Source organism: Serratia sp. Res13-Sevr-LER1-36-b (assembly GCF_015673035.1).
GTDB lineage: Bacteria > Pseudomonadota > Gammaproteobacteria > Enterobacterales > Enterobacteriaceae > Chania > Chania fonticola_C.
Map to the genome: position 1 here is coordinate 424,338 of NZ_JADACK010000005.1, position 20,153 is coordinate 444,490.

General features: G+C 56.5%; 21 protein-coding genes and 1 riboswitch. Of the genes, 16 read left to right on the forward strand and 5 right to left on the reverse strand.

Going from position 1 to position 20,153, the window contains the following annotated elements; genetic code table 11:
- Positions 1-2 precede the first annotated feature (2 nt).
- The 7 genes from hypB to IMQ33_RS03005 all read left to right on the forward strand — a co-directional run bounded on the left by hypB (position 3) and on the right by IMQ33_RS03005 (position 7,594).
- Positions 3-965: a hydrogenase nickel incorporation protein HypB gene (hypB, locus tag IMQ33_RS02975; protein WP_098931611.1), complete on the forward strand. Its 963-nt coding sequence runs from the start codon at positions 3-5 to the stop codon at positions 963-965.
- Complete coding sequence (gene hybG / locus IMQ33_RS02980; protein ID WP_024486886.1) at positions 965-1,240, forward strand: hydrogenase maturation factor HybG; 276 nt, start codon at positions 965-967, stop codon at positions 1,238-1,240. The genes hypB and hybG overlap by 1 nt, the downstream gene beginning before the upstream one ends.
- Complete coding sequence (hypD, locus tag IMQ33_RS02985) at positions 1,227-2,342, forward strand: hydrogenase formation protein HypD (protein WP_196061771.1); 1,116 nt, start codon at positions 1,227-1,229, stop codon at positions 2,340-2,342. The genes hybG and hypD overlap by 14 nt, the downstream gene beginning before the upstream one ends.
- Positions 2,342-3,370, forward strand: coding sequence for a hydrogenase expression/formation protein HypE (hypE, locus tag IMQ33_RS02990; protein WP_074031275.1), 1,029 nt, complete (start codon positions 2,342-2,344; stop codon positions 3,368-3,370). Before hypD ends, hypE begins: the two co-directional genes overlap by 1 nt.
- Positions 3,371-3,646: 276 nt before the next feature.
- A complete protein-coding gene (hypF, locus tag IMQ33_RS02995; protein ID WP_196061770.1) occupies positions 3,647-5,983 on the forward strand; it encodes a carbamoyltransferase HypF in 2,337 nt (778 codons plus the stop codon).
- Positions 5,984-6,043: 60 nt separating this feature from the next.
- A complete protein-coding gene (locus IMQ33_RS03000) occupies positions 6,044-6,634 on the forward strand; it encodes a HupE/UreJ family protein (RefSeq protein ID WP_196061769.1) in 591 nt (196 codons plus the stop codon).
- Between the two features lie 210 nt (positions 6,635-6,844).
- A complete protein-coding gene (locus IMQ33_RS03005) occupies positions 6,845-7,594 on the forward strand; it encodes a hypothetical protein (protein WP_196061768.1) in 750 nt (249 codons plus the stop codon).
- An 87-nt stretch (positions 7,595-7,681) separates the two neighbouring features.
- On the opposite strand, the gene cobD is transcribed toward IMQ33_RS03005, so the two are convergent.
- On the reverse strand, positions 7,682-8,755 hold the full coding sequence (gene cobD, locus IMQ33_RS03010) for a threonine-phosphate decarboxylase CobD (RefSeq protein ID WP_196061767.1): 1,074 nt from the start codon (positions 8,753-8,755) through the stop codon (positions 7,682-7,684).
- 211 nt (positions 8,756-8,966) lie between these two features.
- Positions 8,967-9,160: riboswitch (cobalamin riboswitch) on the forward strand.
- A 160-nt stretch (positions 9,161-9,320) separates the two neighbouring features.
- On the opposite strand from cobD, the gene cbiB reads away from it, so the two are divergent.
- Genes cbiB through cobT form a run of 6 tightly spaced genes read left to right on the forward strand, consistent with a single transcriptional unit; the run spans position 9,321 to position 14,843 of the window.
- The gene (cbiB, locus tag IMQ33_RS03015) at positions 9,321-10,277 is read left to right on the forward strand and encodes an adenosylcobinamide-phosphate synthase CbiB (RefSeq protein WP_196061766.1); all 957 of its coding nucleotides are present in this window, start codon (positions 9,321-9,323) and stop codon (positions 10,275-10,277) included.
- Between the two features lie 49 nt (positions 10,278-10,326).
- Positions 10,327-11,868 carry a cobyric acid synthase gene (locus IMQ33_RS03020; protein ID WP_196061765.1) on the forward strand — a complete coding sequence of 514 codons (1,542 nt, stop codon included), beginning with the start codon at positions 10,327-10,329 and terminating at the stop codon, positions 11,866-11,868.
- Complete coding sequence (cobU, locus tag IMQ33_RS03025; protein ID WP_196061764.1) at positions 11,865-12,410, forward strand: bifunctional adenosylcobinamide kinase/adenosylcobinamide-phosphate guanylyltransferase; 546 nt, start codon at positions 11,865-11,867, stop codon at positions 12,408-12,410. Before IMQ33_RS03020 ends, cobU begins: the two co-directional genes overlap by 4 nt.
- Positions 12,407-13,153 carry an adenosylcobinamide-GDP ribazoletransferase gene (cobS, locus tag IMQ33_RS03030; protein ID WP_196061763.1) on the forward strand — a complete coding sequence of 249 codons (747 nt, stop codon included), beginning with the start codon at positions 12,407-12,409 and terminating at the stop codon, positions 13,151-13,153. Before cobU ends, cobS begins: the two co-directional genes overlap by 4 nt.
- Positions 13,154-13,162: 9 nt before the next feature.
- Positions 13,163-13,780, forward strand: a complete 618-nt coding sequence (locus IMQ33_RS03035; RefSeq protein ID WP_196061762.1) for an adenosylcobalamin/alpha-ribazole phosphatase — start codon at positions 13,163-13,165, stop codon at positions 13,778-13,780.
- A 4-nt stretch (positions 13,781-13,784) separates the two neighbouring features.
- Entirely contained in the window at positions 13,785-14,843 is a 1,059-nt protein-coding gene (gene cobT, locus IMQ33_RS03040; RefSeq protein WP_196061761.1) for a nicotinate-nucleotide--dimethylbenzimidazole phosphoribosyltransferase, read from the forward strand.
- 60 nt (positions 14,844-14,903) lie between these two features.
- Here cobT and IMQ33_RS03045 read toward each other — a convergent pair whose 3' ends face one another.
- From IMQ33_RS03045 to IMQ33_RS03055, 3 genes are read right to left on the reverse strand one after another with little or no spacing between them, the layout of a single operon-like run.
- Positions 14,904-16,193, reverse strand: coding sequence for a cytosine permease (locus IMQ33_RS03045; RefSeq protein ID WP_098931596.1), 1,290 nt, complete (start codon positions 16,191-16,193; stop codon positions 14,904-14,906).
- A 19-nt stretch (positions 16,194-16,212) separates the two neighbouring features.
- A complete protein-coding gene (locus IMQ33_RS03050) occupies positions 16,213-16,902 on the reverse strand; it encodes a PAS and helix-turn-helix domain-containing protein (protein WP_196061760.1) in 690 nt (229 codons plus the stop codon).
- Positions 16,903-16,927: 25 nt separating this feature from the next.
- Positions 16,928-17,338: a GNAT family N-acetyltransferase gene (locus IMQ33_RS03055; RefSeq protein WP_065685127.1), complete on the reverse strand. Its 411-nt coding sequence runs from the start codon at positions 17,336-17,338 to the stop codon at positions 16,928-16,930.
- A 502-nt stretch (positions 17,339-17,840) separates the two neighbouring features.
- Between IMQ33_RS03055 and IMQ33_RS03060 the strand changes: the two genes are divergently transcribed.
- Positions 17,841-18,074 carry a hypothetical protein gene (locus IMQ33_RS03060; protein ID WP_065685126.1) on the forward strand — a complete coding sequence of 78 codons (234 nt, stop codon included), beginning with the start codon at positions 17,841-17,843 and terminating at the stop codon, positions 18,072-18,074.
- Positions 18,075-18,188: 114 nt separating this feature from the next.
- Here IMQ33_RS03060 and IMQ33_RS03065 read toward each other — a convergent pair whose 3' ends face one another.
- Positions 18,189-18,503, reverse strand: coding sequence for a hypothetical protein (locus tag IMQ33_RS03065; RefSeq protein ID WP_024528493.1), 315 nt, complete (start codon positions 18,501-18,503; stop codon positions 18,189-18,191).
- A 389-nt stretch (positions 18,504-18,892) separates the two neighbouring features.
- Here IMQ33_RS03065 and IMQ33_RS03070 point away from each other — a divergent pair, with 389 nt between their 5' ends.
- Both IMQ33_RS03070 and IMQ33_RS03075 read left to right on the forward strand, forming a co-directional pair.
- Positions 18,893-19,066 (forward strand): hypothetical protein, encoded by a 174-nt coding sequence (locus IMQ33_RS03070; RefSeq protein WP_021804758.1) that lies wholly within the window; start codon positions 18,893-18,895, stop codon positions 19,064-19,066.
- Between the two features lie 227 nt (positions 19,067-19,293).
- Complete coding sequence (locus IMQ33_RS03075; protein WP_230326683.1) at positions 19,294-20,127, forward strand: DMT family transporter; 834 nt, start codon at positions 19,294-19,296, stop codon at positions 20,125-20,127.
- Positions 20,128-20,153: the final 26 nt, after the last annotated feature.

Consider the following 20,153-nt stretch of genomic DNA (forward strand, 5'->3'; position numbering starts at 1 on the left):
CGATGTGTACGACTTGCGGTTGCGCCAGTGGCGAAAAAACCATCGAAGGTGACGAACATCACCACCACGACGACCACCATCATCACGACCATCATGATGCTCACCACCATCATCCTGATCATCATCATCACGACGGGGAACATCAAGCACCGGCAGGCGTAGTGATCCATCACCACCATCACTATCACCATCAAGGCGATGTACATCACCATTACGCGGGTGTCGCTGCGGCGGAACGTTTTACGCCAGAGGTGCAACCGCATTCGCAAGACCTACACTATGGGCACGGCGAGGCGGGGAGCCACGCACCGGGTATCGGGCAGCGCCGTCTGGTGCAGATTGAACAGGACGTACTGAGCAAGAATAACCATCTGGCGGCCCACAACCGCGAACACTTTTCCGCGCAACATATTCTGGTGCTGAACCTGGTTTCCAGCCCAGGTTCGGGCAAAACTACCTTGCTAACGGCCACGCTGGAACGATTGGCGGGCAAATTACCCTGCGCGGTGATTGAGGGCGACCAGCAAACCAGTAACGATGCCGAGCGTATTCGCGCCACCGGCGTACCGGCCATTCAGGTTAATACCGGCAAGGGCTGTCATCTGGATGCGCAGATGGTACACGACGCGGCACACCGCCTGGATTTGCAGGATCACAGCCTGCTGTTTATCGAGAACGTCGGCAACCTGGTCTGCCCGGCCAGCTTCGATCTGGGCGAACGGCACAAGGTCGCGGTGCTGTCGGTGACGGAAGGGGAAGACAAGCCGTTGAAATACCCCCATATGTTTGCCGCCGCTACGCTGATGATCATCAACAAGATTGATCTGCTGCCCTATGTAAACTTCTCGGTGGAAAACTGCATCGCCTTTGCCCGTCAGGTTAATCCGTCCATCCAGGTGATCGCGTTGTCGGCCACCAGCGGTGAGGGAATGGATCTCTGGCTGAACTGGCTGGGAGAACAATAATGTGCCTCGGTGTGCCCGGTAAGGTGACCGCAGTCGGGGAGGATATCCACCAACTGGCCTGGGCCGACGTGTGCGGTGTGGCGGTCAGGATCAATATTGCGCTGGTCTGTGAAGGATCACCGCAGGAGCTGATCGGCCAGTGGGTGTTGGTGCACGTCGGCTTTGCCATGAGCCTGCTCGATGAACAGGAAGCGCTGGAAACGCTGGCAGCATTGCAGCATATGCGCGCCGTCGGGCTGGCACGGGATGACGAGGATGCCAATGCGCTACGTTGATGAATTCCGCGATCCGGCGCTATGTCAGGCGCTGTTACGGCGCATCGAAACGCTGATGCTAGCCATTCCCCAGTCGCAGCGCCTGCCGTTACAGGTGATGGAAGTCTGCGGTGGCCACACCCACGCTATCTTCAAGTTTGGTCTTGACCAACTGTTGCCGGAAAGCCTGGAATTTGTCCACGGCCCCGGCTGCCCGGTTTGCGTATTACCGATGGGGCGCATTGATAGCTGCCTGGAGATTGCCGCCCATCCGGAGGTGATTTTCTGCACCTACGGTGATGCGATGCGGGTTCCTGGCCGCAATGGGTCGTTGCTGGATGCTCGCCGCCGTGGTGCCGATATCCGGGTGGTGTATTCGCCGCTGGATGCGCTACAGCTGGCGGCGGATAACCCCCAGCGCGAAGTGGTGTTTTTTGGCCTGGGCTTTGAAACTACCATGCCTGCCAGCGCCTTAACGTTGCAGCAAGCCCGCCAACGTCAGTTGAGCAATTTCACCCTGTTTTGCCAGCATATTACCCTGATCCCAACCTTACGCAGCCTGTTGCAGCAGCCCGATGTGCGCATCGACGGCTTCCTGGCACCGGGCCACGTCAGCATGGTGATCGGCAACGCACCCTATCAGTTCATCGCTGCGGATTATCATAAGCCGCTGGTGGTGACCGGTTTTGAGCCGTTGGACATTCTGCAAGGTTTGGTGATGTTGCTGGAGCAACTGCGTGATGGCCGCTGCGCGGTAGAAAACCAATACCGGCGCATCGTGCCCGAACAGGGCAATCTTCTGGCTCAGCGGGCGATGGCAGAGGTGTTTGGCCTGAAAGAGAGCAGCGAATGGCGCGGGCTGGGCGAGACTGCCCACTCTGGTGTGCAGATCAAACCGGAGTATGCGGATTTTGATGCCGAACTGCGGTTTAAGCCGCAGGCGCAGCGGGTAGCGGACGATCCGCGCTCGCGCTGTGGTGAAGTGTTGACCGGGCGCTGCAAACCGGATGCCTGCCCGCTGTTTGGCAAGCAATGTACGCCGGAGAACGCCTTTGGTGCCTTGATGGTGTCCTCAGAAGGGGCCTGTTCGGCTTACTATCAGTATCGCAGGGAGACCGCATAATGCGTGAAGTGAACAACGGGCGAGAAATTACCCTGGCCCATGGCAGCGGTGGCCGCGCCATGCAATCCCTGATTGAAGAACTCATGCTGCCCGCCTTTGCCAATCCGGCGTTAAATGCGCGGGAAGATCAGGCACGAATCTCACTGGATGAGCTCGCCATCTCGGGCGATCGTTTGGCCGTATCGACCGACAGTTACGTTATCGATCCTATTTTCTTCCCCGGTGGTGATATCGGCAAACTGGCGGTTTGCGGCACTGCTAACGACGTAGCCGTCAGTGGTGCCCAGCCGCGTTATCTGAGCTGCGCCATGATCCTGGAGGAAGGGTTGCCGTATGCCACGCTGGAACGCATCGTCCAGTCGATGGCCAGCACGGCGCAGCAGGCCGGGATACAGATTGTGACCGGCGATACCAAAGTGGTACCCCGCGGTGCGGCAGACAAAATCTTTATCAATACCACCGGGTTAGGAACCATCCCGGCTGGCGTCCACTGGGGGGCCGCTAACATCCGCCTGGGTGACAGCATTATCGTCAGCGGCACCTTGGGCGATCACGGCGCAACCATTCTGAATCTGCGTGAAGGGCTGGGCCTGGAGAGTGAATTAAGCAGCGATTGCGCGCTGCTGGCTCCGCTGATTGCTCCATTGTTACCGATTGCCGGAGTGCGCGCTTTGCGCGATGCGACGCGCGGCGGCGTGACGGCGGTGCTGCATGAGTTTGCCGCTGCTAGCGGCTGTGGCATGGCGATTTCGGAGGCGGCACTGCCGTTGAAACCGGCGGTGCGGGGGATTTGCGAACTGCTGGGGCTGGATGCGCTCAACTTTGCCAACGAAGGCAAGCTGGTGTTGGTGGTGGCACCCGAGGCTGAGGCTGAAGTGTTGGCTGCTCTGCATCAGCATCCGCTGGGGCGCGATGCTGCGGTGATTGGCCATACCACCGAGCGCCAGCAGGTGAGCCTCACCGGGTTGTTCGGGGTTTCCCGTCGGCTGGATCTGCCGTTGGATGAGCCTCTGCCACGGATCTGTTAGTGATTCGGTTGGCGGAAGCGTGTGGGTATTCCTAACCCTCTCCCACAGGGAGAGGGGAGCGATCGAGTTTGCGTTAGTGGCAGAGGATCACTTGACCACAGCCGATGGTGAGGGATAACAGGACCCGCTAACGACACCAAAGCAGCTCCCTCTCCTTAGGGAGAGGGTTGGGGAGATACAGATTGATCACGATAACTGACCGAGGCTCCGAATCACCTTCTTCCCTTTTAGGAAGTGCGGAAAAGATCGCCAGGGCAACAGGAGAGTTAACACAACATGGCAGATTTTGAGCCGGAGAATATCGCCAGCAGCAATGGCCTTCGCCTGCGGATCAAGGGCAAGGTGCAAGGGGTCGGGTTTCGTCCCTATGTTTGGCTGCTGGCGCAGCGCTTTAACCTGCGCGGCGAGGTCAGCAATGACGGCGCCGGGGTGATCGTCCAGCTATGGCAATCACCCGCCATAACGGATTTTTTGCGTGTACTGCCGCAAGAGTGTCCACCCCTGGCGCGGATCGATAGCGTCACCTCTACACCTTTTAACTGGCCGCAGCAGCCAGCGAGTTTCACCATTGCCAGCAGCGGCGCGGGGCAAGTGGATACCCATATCGTGGCGGATGCGGCCACCTGCGATGCCTGTCTGGCAGAGCTGAACATGCCGCATAACCGGCGCTATCACTATCCGTTTATCAACTGCACCCACTGTGGCCCACGGTTTACCATTATCCGCCGGATGCCCTACGATCGGCCCAATACTTCGATGCAGCCTTTTCCGCTGTGCCCGCAGTGCCTGGCGGAGTATCAGGATCCTGCCGACCGTCGTTTTCATGCACAACCTACCGCCTGCCCGGAGTGTGGCCCGCACCTGTGGCTCAGCGATGCCACAGGCCAAACTACCGCCAGCGCCGATGACGCGCTGCAACTGGCCGCGCAGGCGCTGATTGCCGGGCAGATCGTGGCGGTGAAGGGGATCGGCGGTTTTCATCTGGCCTGTGACGCTACCAATCCTGCTGCGGTCCAGCGTATGCGAGCTCGAAAACATCGCCCGGCCAAGCCCCTGGCGGTGATGATGCCGGATACCTACTGGCTGCAACAATGTGTTCAGGTCGCGGAACCGACGGCACTGTTAAAGCTGTTGCGTAGCCCACCAGCCCCGATCGTGCTGGTAATGGCTCACCCGCAAAGTCCCTTGTGCGGCGAGATTGCGCCGGGGCTCAATGAGATAGGGGTGATGTTACCGGCCAATCCGCTGCAACATCTGCTGTTGCAACAGGTTGCGCGGCCACTGGTGATGACCTCCGGCAACCCGGCAGGTAAACCACCAGCGCTGAGCAACCAGCAGGCACTGGAAGAACTCGCTGACGTGGCCGACGTCTGGCTGCTGCATAACCGCGAGATCGTCCAGCGAGCCGATGACTCTTTAGTCCGCTTGACCGAACAGGGCAGTGAGATGCTGCGTCGGGCACGTGGCTATGTCCCGGATGCGATGCCTCTCCCCCCTGGCTTTACCGCCCAACCGGCCATTCTGGCGCTGGGGGCCGACAGCAAGAACACCTTTTGCCTGCTGTGGGGTGACAAGGCGGTGGTCAGCCAGCATTTAGGCTCGCTGGGGGATGAAGCCACCCGGCAACAGCAGCAGCAACTGCTTGCGCTGTTTGGTGAAATCTACGGCGTGGTGCCGCAGGCGATCGCCATCGATGCCCACCCCGGTTATCTCAGCCATCAGCAGGGCCAGGCGTTGGCCGCAGAGCTGGCGATCCCTTGCGTCACCACGTTGCATCATCATGCCCATCTGGTTGCCTGCCTGGTGGAACATGGTTGGCCTCGCGACGGCGGTAAGGTGATTGGTCTGGCTTTGGATGGACTGGGATATGGCCTTGACGGGCAACTGTGGGGCGGAGAATGTCTGCTGGTGGATTATCAGCATTGTGAGCATCTGGGCGGGTTGCCCGCAGTGGCATTGCCGGGGGGCGATGTTGCCGCCCGCCAGCCATGGCGCAACCTGTTGGCCCAGTTACAGCGCTTTGTCCCCGATTGGCAGACGTTGCCAGAGGCCGCGGCGATCCCTCAACCGCAGGCGACGATCTTACTGCGGGCGGTCGAGCGGCAAATCAACTCGCCGCTGGCCTCTTCGGCCGGGCGCTTGTTTGATGCGGTGGCCGCAGCATTGCAGATCGTGCCGCAACAACTTTCCTGGGAGGGGGAGGCCGCCTGCCAGTTGGAAGCTTTGGCATGGCAAAGTCCGCCTCATCAACCGCCGGTTTCGTTGCCGCTGCTCGATAATCAGCTGGATCTGGCCACCTTCTGGCGGCAATGGCTGGCCTATCAGGCCCCCGCGGCGCAGCGCGCTTATGCGTTCCATGTTGCCTTGGCGCAGGGGTTTGCCGCACTGGCCCGCAGAGGCATGCAGCAATACGGCATCAATACCGTCGTGCTGTCCGGTGGAGTCATGCATAACGTTCTGTTGCGGCAACTCTTGCTTCAGCAGTTGGACGGAACACAGGTCTTGCTGCCATCCCGTCTACCGGCAGGCGATGGTGGGTTGGCCTTGGGACAGGCGCTGATTGCCGCCAACCGACTTATTTCAGGCAGGCATAAGGATGAATTTATAACGTAATCAACTGTTTTTACGAGTAAAACCACCACCTTCATTCACTGGAAAATTTAGGTATTCATTATGCGTATTAATGTCAAAGCTGTGGCTGTATCCCTACTGGCGCTGTTCCCCATGCTGGCCTTTGCCCATGTGGGCCATGACGGTGGCGCGCATCACGTATTAAGCTTTACCGAAGGCTTTATCCACCCGCTGACCGGGATGGACCATCTGGTCGCCATGGTTCTGGTGGGCATCTGGAGTGCCATGAACACCAAACGGTGGTGGCTGGCTCCGCTGGTGTTTGCCGGTTTATTGCTGACCGGTGCGCTGGTTGGCATGGCAGGTGTGACCGTGCCAGGCACTGAGTTTATTGTTGCCGCCTCGCTGCTGGGCATAGGGGTGATGGTTGCCTTACAGCTGAAACTGTCGGCGATAACGGGCGCGTTGATTATTGGCGCTTTTGCCATCTTCCACGGTCTGGCCCACGGCGCGGAGCTTTCTCATTCGGTGGCGGCGCTTTCCGGTATGGTGATTGCAACGGTGTTGCTGCACGTGGTTGGGTTGGGTATCGGCTATCTGCTGGCGTCTTCGTCTACGCATAGCGGCTGGGCGCGGGTGATTGGCGGCGGTTCATCGCTGCTGGGGATCGGCCTGCTCAGTGGAGTGATCTGAGTTTATCAATTTACTCACCACGGTTTGCTGGCAGTGACTTTGCAATAGCTGCCAGCAGTCACCCTGTTTATCTCAAAAAATAACAAGCGGCTGGATTTGTGCCTATTTTATAGTTAGATTCCCTGCACACCAAGTGCGCTTGGTACTGCGCTATCTTCCGCACAACTTTTAACTGCATGAGTTAATTCAAGAGTTACAGGGAACGTTGCTATGAACAGGGTTATAGGTTTACTTTCGTTATGCTTGGTTTCTTTTTCTTCTCTGGCCGATTGCCAGCCTCTCCTTGCCGATCTGGCTAAGCCCTTTGCCGTTAAAACCACCATGAATACCGAGCTATCCACCTGCAAGGTGTGGCCCTATGCTCCGGAAAAAACCATTGCGGTGCTGATGCTGGAGCCCAAGGAGGAGGCCCAACCCGATTTTACCGACTATGACGTCGCCGTTTTGGTGGTCGATAGCCAGTCCGGCAAGGTGCTGGCCAGCAAATATCATCCCAGGGCGATTATGGATGACGCTATCTATACCAGCAGCGTGACCATCGACACCGCGCGCTACCAATTATCTCCGGCGATACGCGCCTTCGGGGTGCGTTTTATCCACCGCGGCTCCTCCTCGGTCAATCCCATCAGCATCGAACGGCTTAACCTCTATACCCTGCAAGATCAGCAAGTCACTTTGGTGCTTAATAATCTGACCATGAATGAATATAGCGGTGAGTGGGATGGCCTGTGTGCCGGGGATTTCGCCGCGACCAATCGCGCATTGGCGCTTGGCAAGAGCGCGCATAACGGCTTCCAGGATCTGCAGCTACAGACCATAGCGACGCACAAGGGGGCGAGCAGAAAAGGGGAGGATTGCGTGGAAAGCAACAAAGTTGTTGCCAAGACCCGCGTCGAGCTCAAGTTCGATGGTAAAGCCTATCCCGTAGAGCAGGATAAGTTGCTCGAACATCGTTTTTAGCAAAAATCCACCGTAAACCCTCGCCCAAAATAGCGCCCGTTAAGATCATAAACGGGTCAACGTTTGATGCCTAAAAACGCCTTCGCCTCAGTCCTCTGCCAGCACCTGTTGCAGCGCGGCTATCAGCTTGCGGTTGGCCGCTTCGCTCTTGATCGCTACCCGATAATAGTCGGTGGACAAGCCAGGGTAGTTGGCACAGTGGCGGATCAGGATGCGGTGTTGCAACAACGCCTGTTGCAGATCGTAGTCGGGACGCAGGCAGCGTAGGAAAATATAGTTCGCCGCCCCTGGCCAGATACGCAAGTGCGGCAAGGCTGTCAGCGCGTCAAACAACCAAGCACGCTGCTCTGCCAGCCATTGGTGGGTTTGCTGGATGTAATCGAGATCGTCGAGGATCACTTCGCCGGCCAGTGCCGCATAGGCATTGATGGTCCAGGGCTCGCGCAGTTGTTTCATCTGTTGCAGGCCAACGCGATCGCTGCTGACCAGATAGCCAAGTCGCAGACCGGGAATGGCAAAGAATTTGGTCAGCGAACGCAGGATATAAAGGCGGGAATACTCTGCCATCTGCGGGATCAGGCCCGGTGTATCCGGCAGAAAATCGATAAAGGCTTCATCAACGATCAACGCAATATTGTGCTGGCGACAACAGGCGACAATGGCCTGCAACAGCGTGGGGTCAGGCATCAGCCCGGTCGGATTGTTGGGAGTGGCCAGGAACAGGCAGTCCGGTTTGCGCTCGGCCAGCACCTGCAGCAGCCGCTCATCGGGTTGAAAACCACCGGCTTCATCCAGCGGAAAGTCCTCGATCTGGCAGTCAATCCGCTGCAATGCCCGGCGGTATTCGGCAAACCCAGGCGTTAGGAGCAGCGCCGTGCGGGGGCGTAGCCGGTTCACTATGGCGTAAATCAGCTCGGTGGCCCCGTTGCCCGCCATGATATTTTCCGCCGGGCAGTGATGAACCCGTGCCAATGCCGCATGCAAACGCCGGTATTCGACGTCGGGATAGCATTCGGCGCTGGTCAGATGCTCGATAATCGCCGCCTTCAGGCTGGCGGGCATGCCCAATGGATTGATATTGGCGCTGAAATCAATCATCTCGGCCGGATCCAGACCGTTTTTCAACGCCATTTCCAGTACGTTACCACCATGTTCACTCACGGTTTTGCTATTCCCCTGTCAAATTTGCATGCAGGATAACACAGCGTAATCGCCGTTAATCCTGTGCAAACCAAGGTGAATGCCGGATCTAATGGCGTGTATTCGCGATATCAACAGGTTATTATGGCATGGCCATTGTCGAGGCTATCGAGATGAAAACTAAGTGATAAATTGAAGCGTTGAGTTCATTGAACTGATAACGTTGTGATTAACCGTATTATTGCCAACTGGATATCCCACACCCTGCACGATGACAGGTTGTGGTTGGGAAGGGGGTGTAACTCCCCCGCAGCCCCCGCTGCTGTGATGCCGACGAGTCCACTGCGCCACTGATCTGAGGATTGGGAAGGGAGTGGATGAGGATGACGCTAAGCCAGAAGACCGGCCAGTTGGTCACACGTTCAACACCTTCGGTGGGAAGGGGGTTGTCATGAGATACGTGCAGCTATATTGCACCGCTTGGTCGTATCCTTTTGACTCCCAAATCCCGCCCGAGAGGTCGGGATTTTTTTATGCCAGTAACCCACCATCAGGCTTTATCGTTCGCGGCTATAAGGTGCGTGCCATGACGCTGCTAGCCTGGTTCGCGGCCTTTCTGCTCGACAGCCTGTTAGGCGACCCGCCGCACTGGCCGCATCCGGTGCGCTGGATCGGTAACCTGATCACGGCGCTTCAACGCGCGATCCGCCGGATTTGCCATAGCGAGAGAGCGCTAAAACTTGGCGGCGGGCTGCTGTGGCTGGGCGTCGTCGGGGTGGTTTGGCTGGTCAGTTGGGGCTTTTTAACGCTGATGCAGTATATCCACCCGTGGTTGGGTTGGCTGGCGGAAGTCTGGCTGATTTATACCCTGCTCGCCGGGCGCTGTCTGGAACATGCTGCCATGGAAGTTCACCGGGCACTGCAAAGTGCCGATCTTGAGGAGAGCCGCCGCAAGCTGTCGTGGATTGTCGGGCGGGATACCTCACAACTGGAAGAACCGCAAATCACCCGGGCGGTGGTGGAGACGGTGGCAGAAAACAGTGTGGATGGCGTCATTTCGCCGCTGTTCTTTTTGCTGATAGGCGGAGCGCCGTTGGCGATGGCGTATAAAGCGGTTAACACCCTCGATTCAATGGTGGGCTACAAAACGCCGAAATACCGCGCTATCGGCTATGTGTCGGCGCGGATGGATGACTTCGCCAACGGGTTACCGGCCCGGCTTAGCTGGCTACTGCTGAGCTGTGCGGCTTGGCTGAATAGTTTGGACTCTCGCCAGGCGTTTCGCATTGGCTGGCGCGATCGCTATCAGCACACCAGCCCCAACTGCGCCTGGTCGGAAGCCACCGTGGCTGGAGCGTTGGGAGTGCGGCTTGGCGGTCCTAGCAACTACTTTGGTCAACGGGTCGAAAAACCGTGGATCGGCGAAGCTCGGCGGGAGATCGAGCTGGCAGATATTCCCCGCAGCACGCGTCTGATGATGACGGCCTCGCTGTTGGCTCTGCTGCTGTTTGCAGCGTTGCGCCTGCTATGGCTTGATGCTTGAAATAATAATTGTTTGCGCGGCTCAGCCAGCGCGACGTGGAGAATAGGTGATGAAACGGTGTGTGATGGTGCAGGGAACCGCATCCGATGTGGGTAAAAGTGTGCTGGTGGCCGGTCTGTGCCGGATCTTCATGCAGGATGGCTATCGCTGTGCGCCGTTCAAATCGCAGAATATGGCGCTCAACTCTGGCATTACCGCCCGTGGCGAAGAGATGGGCCGGGCACAGATTTTTCAGGCCGAAGCCGCCGGTATCGCACCCGATGTGCGGATGAACCCGGTACTGCTCAAACCGACCAGCGATTGCCAGGCGCAGGTGGTGCTGATGGGCAAAGTGGCCTGCAATATGGACGCGGTCAGCTATCACGAGTACAAGCCGCAGTTACAGCAACAAATCAGCGAGGTGTATCACAGCCTGGCCAGCGGCTACGACATCATGGTGCTGGAGGGGGCAGGTAGCCCGGCGGAAATCAACCTGCGCGACCGCGACATCGTCAACATGGGCATGGCGGCGATTGCCGATGCGCCAGTGTTGTTGGTGGCGGATATCGACCGTGGCGGGGTGTTTGCCGCTATTTACGGCACACTGGCCCTGCTAGAGCCAGAAGAGAAAGCTCGAGTGAAAGGGGTAATCATCAATAAATTCCGTGGCGATATTGCCTTACTCTACTCGGGGCTGGAGCAGATTGAGGCGCTGACTGGCGTGCCGGTGCTGGGTGTGATGCCCTGGTTGAATATCGATCTGGAAGACGAGGATGGTGTGGCGTTGCAAAAGGGTAAGTATGCCCCGACAGGCAGCAGCCATGAGCTGGACATCGCGGTGGTACAACTGCCCTATATGTCCAACTTTACCGATTTTAATGCCTTGGCGGCCCAGCCGGACGTAGGGCTGCGCTATGTTTCGCACCCGGCGGCGCTGGCCGGTGCCGATCTGATCATCCTGCCGGGTAGCAAAAACACCCTGGGGGATCTGCAGTGGCTACAACGGAGCGGGTTGGCGGCGGCGTTACAGGATCAGCACCGTGCTGGAGTGCAGATCGTGGGTATTTGCGGCGGCTACCAGATGCTCGGCAAGCACATTGTTGATGGCGTGGAATCCGGTTTGGAACAGATGGCGGGTTTGGGATTACTGGATGTCACCACCCGCTTCGCACCGCAAAAAGTCACTACACAGGTGACAGCACAATGTGAGTCTGGGTTGCCCGGCCTCTGGTCTGGCTGTGGCGAGCAGGATATCGTTGGTTATGAAATCCATATGGGCACCACCCAGCTTGGCTCAGAGGCTACGCCTTTCTCCCGCCTTTCCCTACGTAACGGCCAACCGGACAGCGCTTTTGACGGGGCTGTTAACTCCACCGGTAACGTGCTGGGCAGCTATATTCATGGCCTATTCGACAGCGCACCTTTTTGCCGGGCGCTGCTAAACCAACTGCGCCAGCGTAAAGGGTTGCCGGTTTATGACGGCCCGGCTTTCGATTATGCCGATTATAAGCAGCAACAGTTTGATCTCTTGGCCGATAAGATGCGGGAACATGTTGATATGAATAAAATTTACCGCTTGATGACCGAGCACCAACAAACGGGGCCCCAATGATCCTGATCACCGGCGGAGCACGCAGCGGCAAAAGCTCGCTGGCCGAAAGGTTAGCGAGTGGTGTCAGTGACCGGGTGTTGTATATCGCCACCTCGGTGGTCACCGATGAGGAAATGGCCGAACGGGTTAGGCTGCACCGCCAGGCCCGGCCTGCGCATTGGCGTACCTGGGAGGGGAGCCAGCAACTGGCCAGCGTGATCGACCAACAGGCGGCGGCAGGAGAGGCGGTGATCCTGGAGTGTATTACCACACTGATCGCCAACCTGATGTTTGACCTGACCGGGGAGACGCCGGTGGAAAGCATCGATTTTGCCGTGGTTGAAACGGCAATCCAACGGCAGATCGACGATCTGCTGGCCGCCTGCGCTCGCAGCCCGGCGGCGATCTATTTGGTCACCAACGAACTGGGGATGGGCATCGTGCCCGAAAACCGTCTGGCACGACACTTCCGTGATATTGCCGGGCGTGTTAACCAGCGTTTGGCCGCCGCTGCCGAGTCGGTGCTATTGGTAATTTCTGGTATTGAGGTCAAGATCAAATGAGTTTGCGACTGTTTTGGGCCACCCTGCAATTGATGACGCGTATCCCGCTGCCTGCCAGTTGGACACAGGGATTAGCGATGGATAATTACCAGCGTGGCATCATCGGTTTCCCCTTGATTGGCCTGATCGTCGGTGCAATTGGCGGTGCCGTCTTCGCCCTGTTGGCTCCCTGGTGTGGGGTGCCGCTGGCGGCGTTGGGCTACGTGCTGGCGTTGGCTCTGGTAACCGGTGCCTTCCATCTCGACGGATTGGCCGATACCTGTGACGGCGTATTCTCGGCCCGTACTCGGGAAAAAATGTTGGAGATCATGCGCGACAGCCGCTTAGGTACCAATGGTGGGCTGGCGCTGATCTTTATCGTCGTGGCCAAGGTGTTGGTGATCAGCGAACTGGCACTGCGTGGGGTACCGATGTTGGCTACGTTGGCGGCAGCAGGAGTGGCTTGCCGGAGCCTGGTGGTATTGATGATGTATCGCCAGCCCTATGCCCGTGAGGGTAACGGGCTGGGGAACCTTTATATTGGCAAGATCAGCGGCGGACAAACGCTGTTCACTCTGGTGCTAGGGGCCGCTTTGGTCGCCTTGTTAGGGCATGGGCAGGGGCTGTTTGCGCTTGGCTGTGCGCTGATCGCCGTGCTGTTGCTGCGGGTCTATTTGCGCCGCCGTCTGGGTGGGCAAACGGGTGACACCCTGGGTGCGGCGATAGAAATTGCCGAGTTGATCTTCTTACTGGCACTGCTGTGAGTGGGCACTATGCGGCTATTTTTGGTACGACACGGGCAAACGGCGGCGAATCGGCAGGGCGTATTTTGCGGCATGACCGACTTGCCGTTGACCGAACAAGGTGAGCAGCAGGCGAGGCAGATCGCACAATGGCTGGCCGAGGTGCCTTTTACCCAGGCGATCAGCAGTGAGTTAAGACGCGCCCGACATACCGCCGAGATCGTGCTTGGGCAGCGGGAACTGGTGATCCAACCCGACTGCGGCTTTAACGAAATGAATTTTGGTGACTGGGAGATGCGCCATCACCAGGATTTACAGCGGGAGGATAGTGCTGCCTGGGCCGACTGGGTGGCGGATTGGCAACTAGCCTGCCCGCCAGCGGGGGAGTCCTTTCCACTGTTTTCACATAGGATCGGCCAACAGGCCCAACGTCTGCTGAACGAACCGGGCGATGGCGATCGTCTGCTGGTGGCGCACCAAGGCTCTCTGAGCCTGCTGCTGGCCGGGCTGCTAAAGCTGCCTGCCGCTGGGATGTGGCATTTCCCGTTTACCCAGGGAGCCTACAGCGTGCTGGAGCTCAACCAGGGTTTTGTCACGCTAAAAGTATTTAACAGCCAGGCTCAATGGCAGCCTGCAAGCAGAGAATAAAGTTATGCAAACATTGTCATCATTAATCGACCTGATTAAGCCGTTGGACGCGGCCGCCATGCAACAGGCAGCGGCAAAGATTGATGGCCTGCTTAAGCCACCGGGCAGCCTTGGCCGCCTGGAGCAGTTGGCAACCCAGTTAGCCGGGATGCGCGGTTTTAGTGGGATGGCCGCCAGCCGCAAACAAATCATCGTCATGATGGCCGATCACGGTGTTTATGCCGAAGGGGTGGCGGTGTCACCGCGTGAAGTGACGGTGATCCAGGCGCTGAATATGGTGAAAGGCAATACCGGCGTCTGCGTATTGGCCGCCAATGCTGGTGCCGAGGTAAAGCTGGTGGATGTTGGCATCGACAGCGAACCCTTGCCGGGCCTGATCGACATGAAAGTCGGACGCGGCAGCGCCAACATTGCGCGCGGTGCGGCGATGACGCGCCTGCAGGCGGAGGAGTTGCTGTTGGCCACGGCTCAACTGACGCTGGAACAGGCGGCGCTTGGGGTGAAACTGTTTGGCGTTGGCGAGTTGGGGATGGCTAATACGACGCCGGCCGCGGCGTTAGTCAGCGTCTTTACCGGCCGCGATCCGCAGGAAGTGGTCGGCATTGGAGCCAACTTCCCCAGCGATCGTTTGCACCACAAGGTGGATGTGGTGCGTCGGGCTATTGAGGTAAATCAGCCGGATACCCAAGATGCGCTGGACGTACTGGCGAAGCTGGGTGGATACGATTTGGTGGGAATGGCTGGAGTGATGCTGGGGGCTGCTGCGGCCGGTCTGCCGGTGATCCTCGATGGTTTTCTCTCTTATGCCTCTGCGCTGGCGGCCTGCGGCATTGCGCCTCAGGTTCGGGATTATCTGCTGCCGTCCCATTTCTCTGCGGAGAAGGGCGCAGCTGCGGCTCTTGAGCACCTGCAATTGGCACCTTATCTGCATCTGGATATGCGGCTGGGGGAGGGCAGCGGTGCCGCCATTGCCATGCATATCGTGGATGCGGCCTGCGTGATGTTTAATCAGATGGGATCCTTGGCGGACAGTAATATCGTAATTCCCGGTAGCGCGACCTGACCGGTTGATTAACTGAGCGAGCGCAGAATGCTGCGCCCGCTTGTTTTCGCGTTCTTGGAACTAGGCGGTTTGCAGGCTGGTTGCCCGGCCAAACAGGCGTTTAAACAGCCAGTAAATCACACTGGCTGCCAGCAGTGAGTTAATGGTTGGCACGCCCCATTCCGTCACCAGGCCAATCACGCTACCGACGATGCTGGCGATAATCGCTGCCCAACCGATGAGCGGCGTTTCCTGCGGCAGTTGTCCAAGCTGGCGGCTGGCGTCCAAGGCTGCCCGGTGGCTGCGCAGCAGGAAATAGTCTACCAGCATGACGCCGAGGATCGGTGGGAATACCACGCCCAGCACGGTCAGGAAATCCACAAACCGATCCAGGATCCCCAGAACCGAAAGCAGCGTGCCCAACAGACCGATAATCACCGTGGTTGCGGTGTATTTCAGCTTTTTACCGGTAATCCCTTCAACCGCATTCACCACGCCCAAGGACGACGAATAGAGGTTCAGATCGTTAACGCGCAGGGTGGAGAATACCACCACCAGCAAACCGATGCCGCCCGCACTCTGGGCCATGATCGTTACCACGTCTGCGGTGCCGAGCGTTTTGGCAATAAAAATCGCCAGGCCGTTAACCACGAATTCACCGGCAATAATGGTCAGCAGCGTAATGCCAAACACGTGACGTTTGTTTTTGGAGTAACGGGTCAGGTCCGGAGTCATCAGGCTGGCAACAATGGCGCCGCCGACCACGATGGTGATGCCCGCGCTGATGGTCAACGCTTCCCCCATCGGTGCCAGCAGAATGGCCTCATGCAGTTTCTGCCCAGAGAGGACGTTATAGGAAATAAAGAACACCAGCAGGATAAACAGCGGCACCGCAATACGAGCTGTGATGCGCAGCGCTTTAAAACCAAAAGCGACCAGCACTGTCAAAAACAGGCCGGAGAGTGAGGCTGACAGCGGGAAGCCCAGGCGATCGCCCAAGGCGAAGTTAAGCGATTTGGCAAAGATGGCGTTCTGAATGCCAAACCAGCCCAACAGGCTGACGGCCACTACCAGGCCGATAAGCACCGAGCCTATGCGGCCAAAGCCACACCAGCGAGCCAGCAGGCTACCGGAAATGCCTTCTCTCATCCCGGCCAAACCTAGCCCGAACGTCACGACTCCAAAAATCAAGCTGCCAATAGAGATGGCGATAAAGGCATCGGTCAGGGTCATTGAGTTGCCCAATACGGCACCCAACATAAACTGGTCCAAGGCCGTTAGCATACCCATATGCACGATGGCGACGCTGAGGAAGGAGACCCTCTTATCCTGCGGTACCCGGCTCAATGGGTAGTCTTCAATTTTAATCACGATAATCTCTCGTTAACGTTTAAATAAATTGGATACCTTTTTCAATCAGGCGTCCTGGAATGTAGCTGTCTAAATTCACCTGTTTGCAATACTCTTCAAACTGCTGGAGCGTATGCACATCGGCTTTTTGGTAGATGTTGTAGATTCTATTTTCTATGGTTTTATTGCTGACGTCATATAACCTGGCAATCTCTTTGTTGGTGTAGCGTTGCAGCATCAAAAATATGATATCCAGCTCCGACTGGGTAAAAATCTGGATGCTGACTTCGGTGGTTAATATGCTGGGTTTTTGCTGGTTGATATATTTTAGCGGTGAAAAACTGTCCAGCGGACGGGCGTTCCACATGGTGCCAACCAGCTCTTCCTTGTCATTATAAATAGGCAATTTTTCGCTGATAAAGGGGACCAGGCTGTCGCTGCCGTACCAGAAGTGCGTCTCGATGACGGCTACGCGATCCCGCGTTCCTTCGGTTTTTCTATCGTGTTCTTGCAGGTCGGGGGCGAACTCTGCCCAATCGGCAGGGAATTCGGCATCAAGCTTGCCCGCAATATCGAAATTGAGAGGTGTATTGGTATAAAGATAGGCCGCCTTATTCATATAAATATGGCGTGAAGATAAATCTTTAATGCCCCAAGGCTCATTTAAATGTTCCATCATGGTGATGAGACCTTTTAAATATAATTTATTGCTCTGCCAAAATGAATCCATTTGAACCCCTCATACTTCAGCGCTATCAGATGTTTTTCGCTAAATAGATGCGAGTATGGCGGTGCGCATAGCCCGCTAAGTTGCCATACGGTTGGTACCCCAGTTTTTCGTAAAACGCCTGCGCCTGAAAACTGAAGGTATCGACATAGGCCATATGGCAACCGCGCTTGACGGCTTCCTGTTCTGCCCGCAGCATCAGGTCACGGCCGTAGCCTTTTTTGCGATATTCGTCACCTACCCACAGGTACTGGACTTCTAATCCACCCCACCAGGTTCTGGCAACCAGCCCGGCTACGATCTGCCCGCTATCGTCGGTGACTGTCAGGAATAACGGATGAATATCTACCGCATCATACTGATGATTGTGCGCCCAGAGGCTATCAATCACAAACTCTTCGTCCTGCGGATTTGGAGTGTCCGTTACGTTAATCTTCATGGCTAATCTTTCCTTTTCATGCTAATAATTCAAATGTTCATTAAAGTGTCTGTATTGATTAGCTTTTGTTAACATTTATTGGTAATGATTACAAGGGTGTTTTTCACCTGTTTTCCTGGTGGCAAAAAATGGGTATGTTGTTGGCAAGAGACGGGAATAATTGACCTTTCTCAAGAGTATACCGAATAGAAAATATTGTGCTTCACCAGGGATACGCCCTTAAGGGCAGAGGGTAGTGACAAGAGCAAGCTAACTTGCCAACAGCACTATGCCTCACTGAATATGTAGTAAGATTTACCATCACTTCGCAGTAATGCATTGCGCAAAGTAGCGGATTAAACTCCGCTACTTTGCCGCAAAATCCGTGCCGTTATCGTATAATTACCTGTTAAGCACCGCGTTTCGTGGTGCTCCTCGCTTCAAGTGGCTCCACTGAGGTATTATGGCCGAGCGGCCCATTTCGCGGCCAGCTTGCAACAGGTGAGAAAGTATTGATGGCATTATGAAAACACTTAAGCCACGCCGCCCTCATGGGAGGTGGATCTATTACATTCTGCACGAAGATATTCTGTGGCCATGCCCAGTCAAATGGGAGTGGGAAGAGAATTTCGAGGCATGGTTGCCTTTTTACTATTCGCCCACCCTGGAGTTTGTGGCAGGCGATCCGGCGAAAGCCGTCAAGGTGACGAAGCCCCAAACGCCCGGCTTGCAGCCGAAACGCCTGGAGTGCGCTTGATTCGGGTATACCCGATGATTATTCAACCATTCCCTGAATGCCGATACTCGCCAAGCCATGCTATCCGGGCTGACACAACCCATCCCCAACGCACAACCGCTTTTCTGGCGGAACTCAATTGAGTAAATCGTGAACGGTACGGCGCACGTAGTGGGTCATCTGCGCCAGGTCTTCGGGCGCAACCGGGCCACCGCCAGCCAAGACGACCTGTTGCTCGATCTGAGTGATCTCTTGCTCAACCCGGTTGGCGATTTGCACCTTGACGATCTTGTCTACCGATGACAGCAGAACCTTCAATACCACTTTCAGCGCAATGTTTTCGCAGAATGAATCGTAGGAGTGGGCTGTTGGCGGCGCCTCTACCGCCGGCGGCGGCATGCGTGGGGCCATAGCCTTGAAACTGTCTACATTTTCAATAATAAGATCCATGTCTCTTATTAGTTCATCAAAATCTTTAGACACTGACTTATTTCCCTTTGCAGTACGCAAAAAATAGAACGCCTGGCTTTGGTTGGCGGACAGGCGGACACAGCTTGAATCGACCGGACGTTCAACGGGTGAGCGGTAGGCTGGTCGGCATTTTAACCCTGCTCGGGTTCCGCAAACAAGATAGGGATGATTGATGTTTTACCTTCTATGTATAACTACCAGTGATGATTTTTCGCTGACCATACAAAGTGTATTGCCGCACGGAGCTCTGATAACCGGGGGGATATGATAAAAAATGCGAAGGGTATTCAGATAAACGCTTAGACCGCAACCCGACAAGCGCCGCACAGGCTAAACTTGAGGGGCAGACATTCACACAGGGAGGAGATATGGAACCCGAACGCGGCATTAAGCGAGTGATACTTTCTGATGGTGCTATCAAACATGTGGTGGTTGAAGACGCTATGGGCAACGAGCGCACCCTGGCTGCCGTAGATTACATCTCTGAGGGGATACAGCCGCCGTTGGAAACGCTGCCGGAAGTTCCGGCCCAGGAAGAGTAAAAAGGTCCAGGAGGATTGGCTGTCAGCCCTCGGCACAGGGCGGTGATTGCTGTTGCCAATCCGGCACGATATTGCCCATTGCTAGCCTTTTCCCCATACTGGCAGAAATTGTGTATTTTATTGCACCCAGCAGGAAGGGCAAGTCAGTGTCAACGGTCAAGCAAAACTCTACTCCCACGCTGTTTCTGAAGATCAAACCCCAAGAAGCCGTGCTGGTCTTTATCACCATGCTCTGGGGCGGCACTTTTTTGGCCGTGCATCAGGCCATGCTGGTCAGTGGGCCATTCTTTTTTGTCGGGCTACGTTTTGGCACCGCGACGTTGGCGCTAGTGCTGTTCTCTCTACGTTCGCTGCGGGGGATGACCTGGTACGAAATCAAGGCCGGAGTGTTTATCGGCACCTCGATCATGTTCGGCTATGGCCTGCAAACCATGGGGCTGCAAACCATCACCAGCAGCCAGTCGGCGTTTATCACCGCCATGTACGTGCCGATTGTCCCGCTATTGCAGTGGCTGGTTCTTGGCCGTATGCCGGGGATCATGTCCTGGATTGGCATTCTGCTGGCCTTCGTCGGGTTGATGCTGTTGAGTGGGCCAAGCAGTTCCAGTCTGGCATTCAGTGGCGGTGAATTCCTGACGTTGGTCAGTGCGCTGGCGATCGCCATTGAGGTGATTTTAATCGGTGCTTTTGCGGGCAAGGTTAACGTGCGGCGGGTGACCATTGTGCAGTTGGCTACTGCGTCGTTGTTATCATTCTTGATGATGGCTCCCACCGGGGAGTCGGTTCCGGCGTTTTCCAACTATCTGCTTTACAGCGCGGTAGGGCTGGGGATCGCCAGTGCGGTGATCCAACTGACGATGAACTGGGCACAACGCAGCGTTTCACCTACCCGTGCCACGGTTATTTATGCCGGTGAACCGGTATGGGCTGGGATAGTCGGCCGTATCGCCGGTGAGCGTTTGCCTGGGTTGGCGTTGATTGGCGCAGGGTTGATTGTGCTGGGGGTGATTGTCAGTGAGTTGCGTATTCGGCGTAAACCAAAGCCAGTAGAGTTGACATAGGGGCGGGCGCTTCATGCTGCACCTGT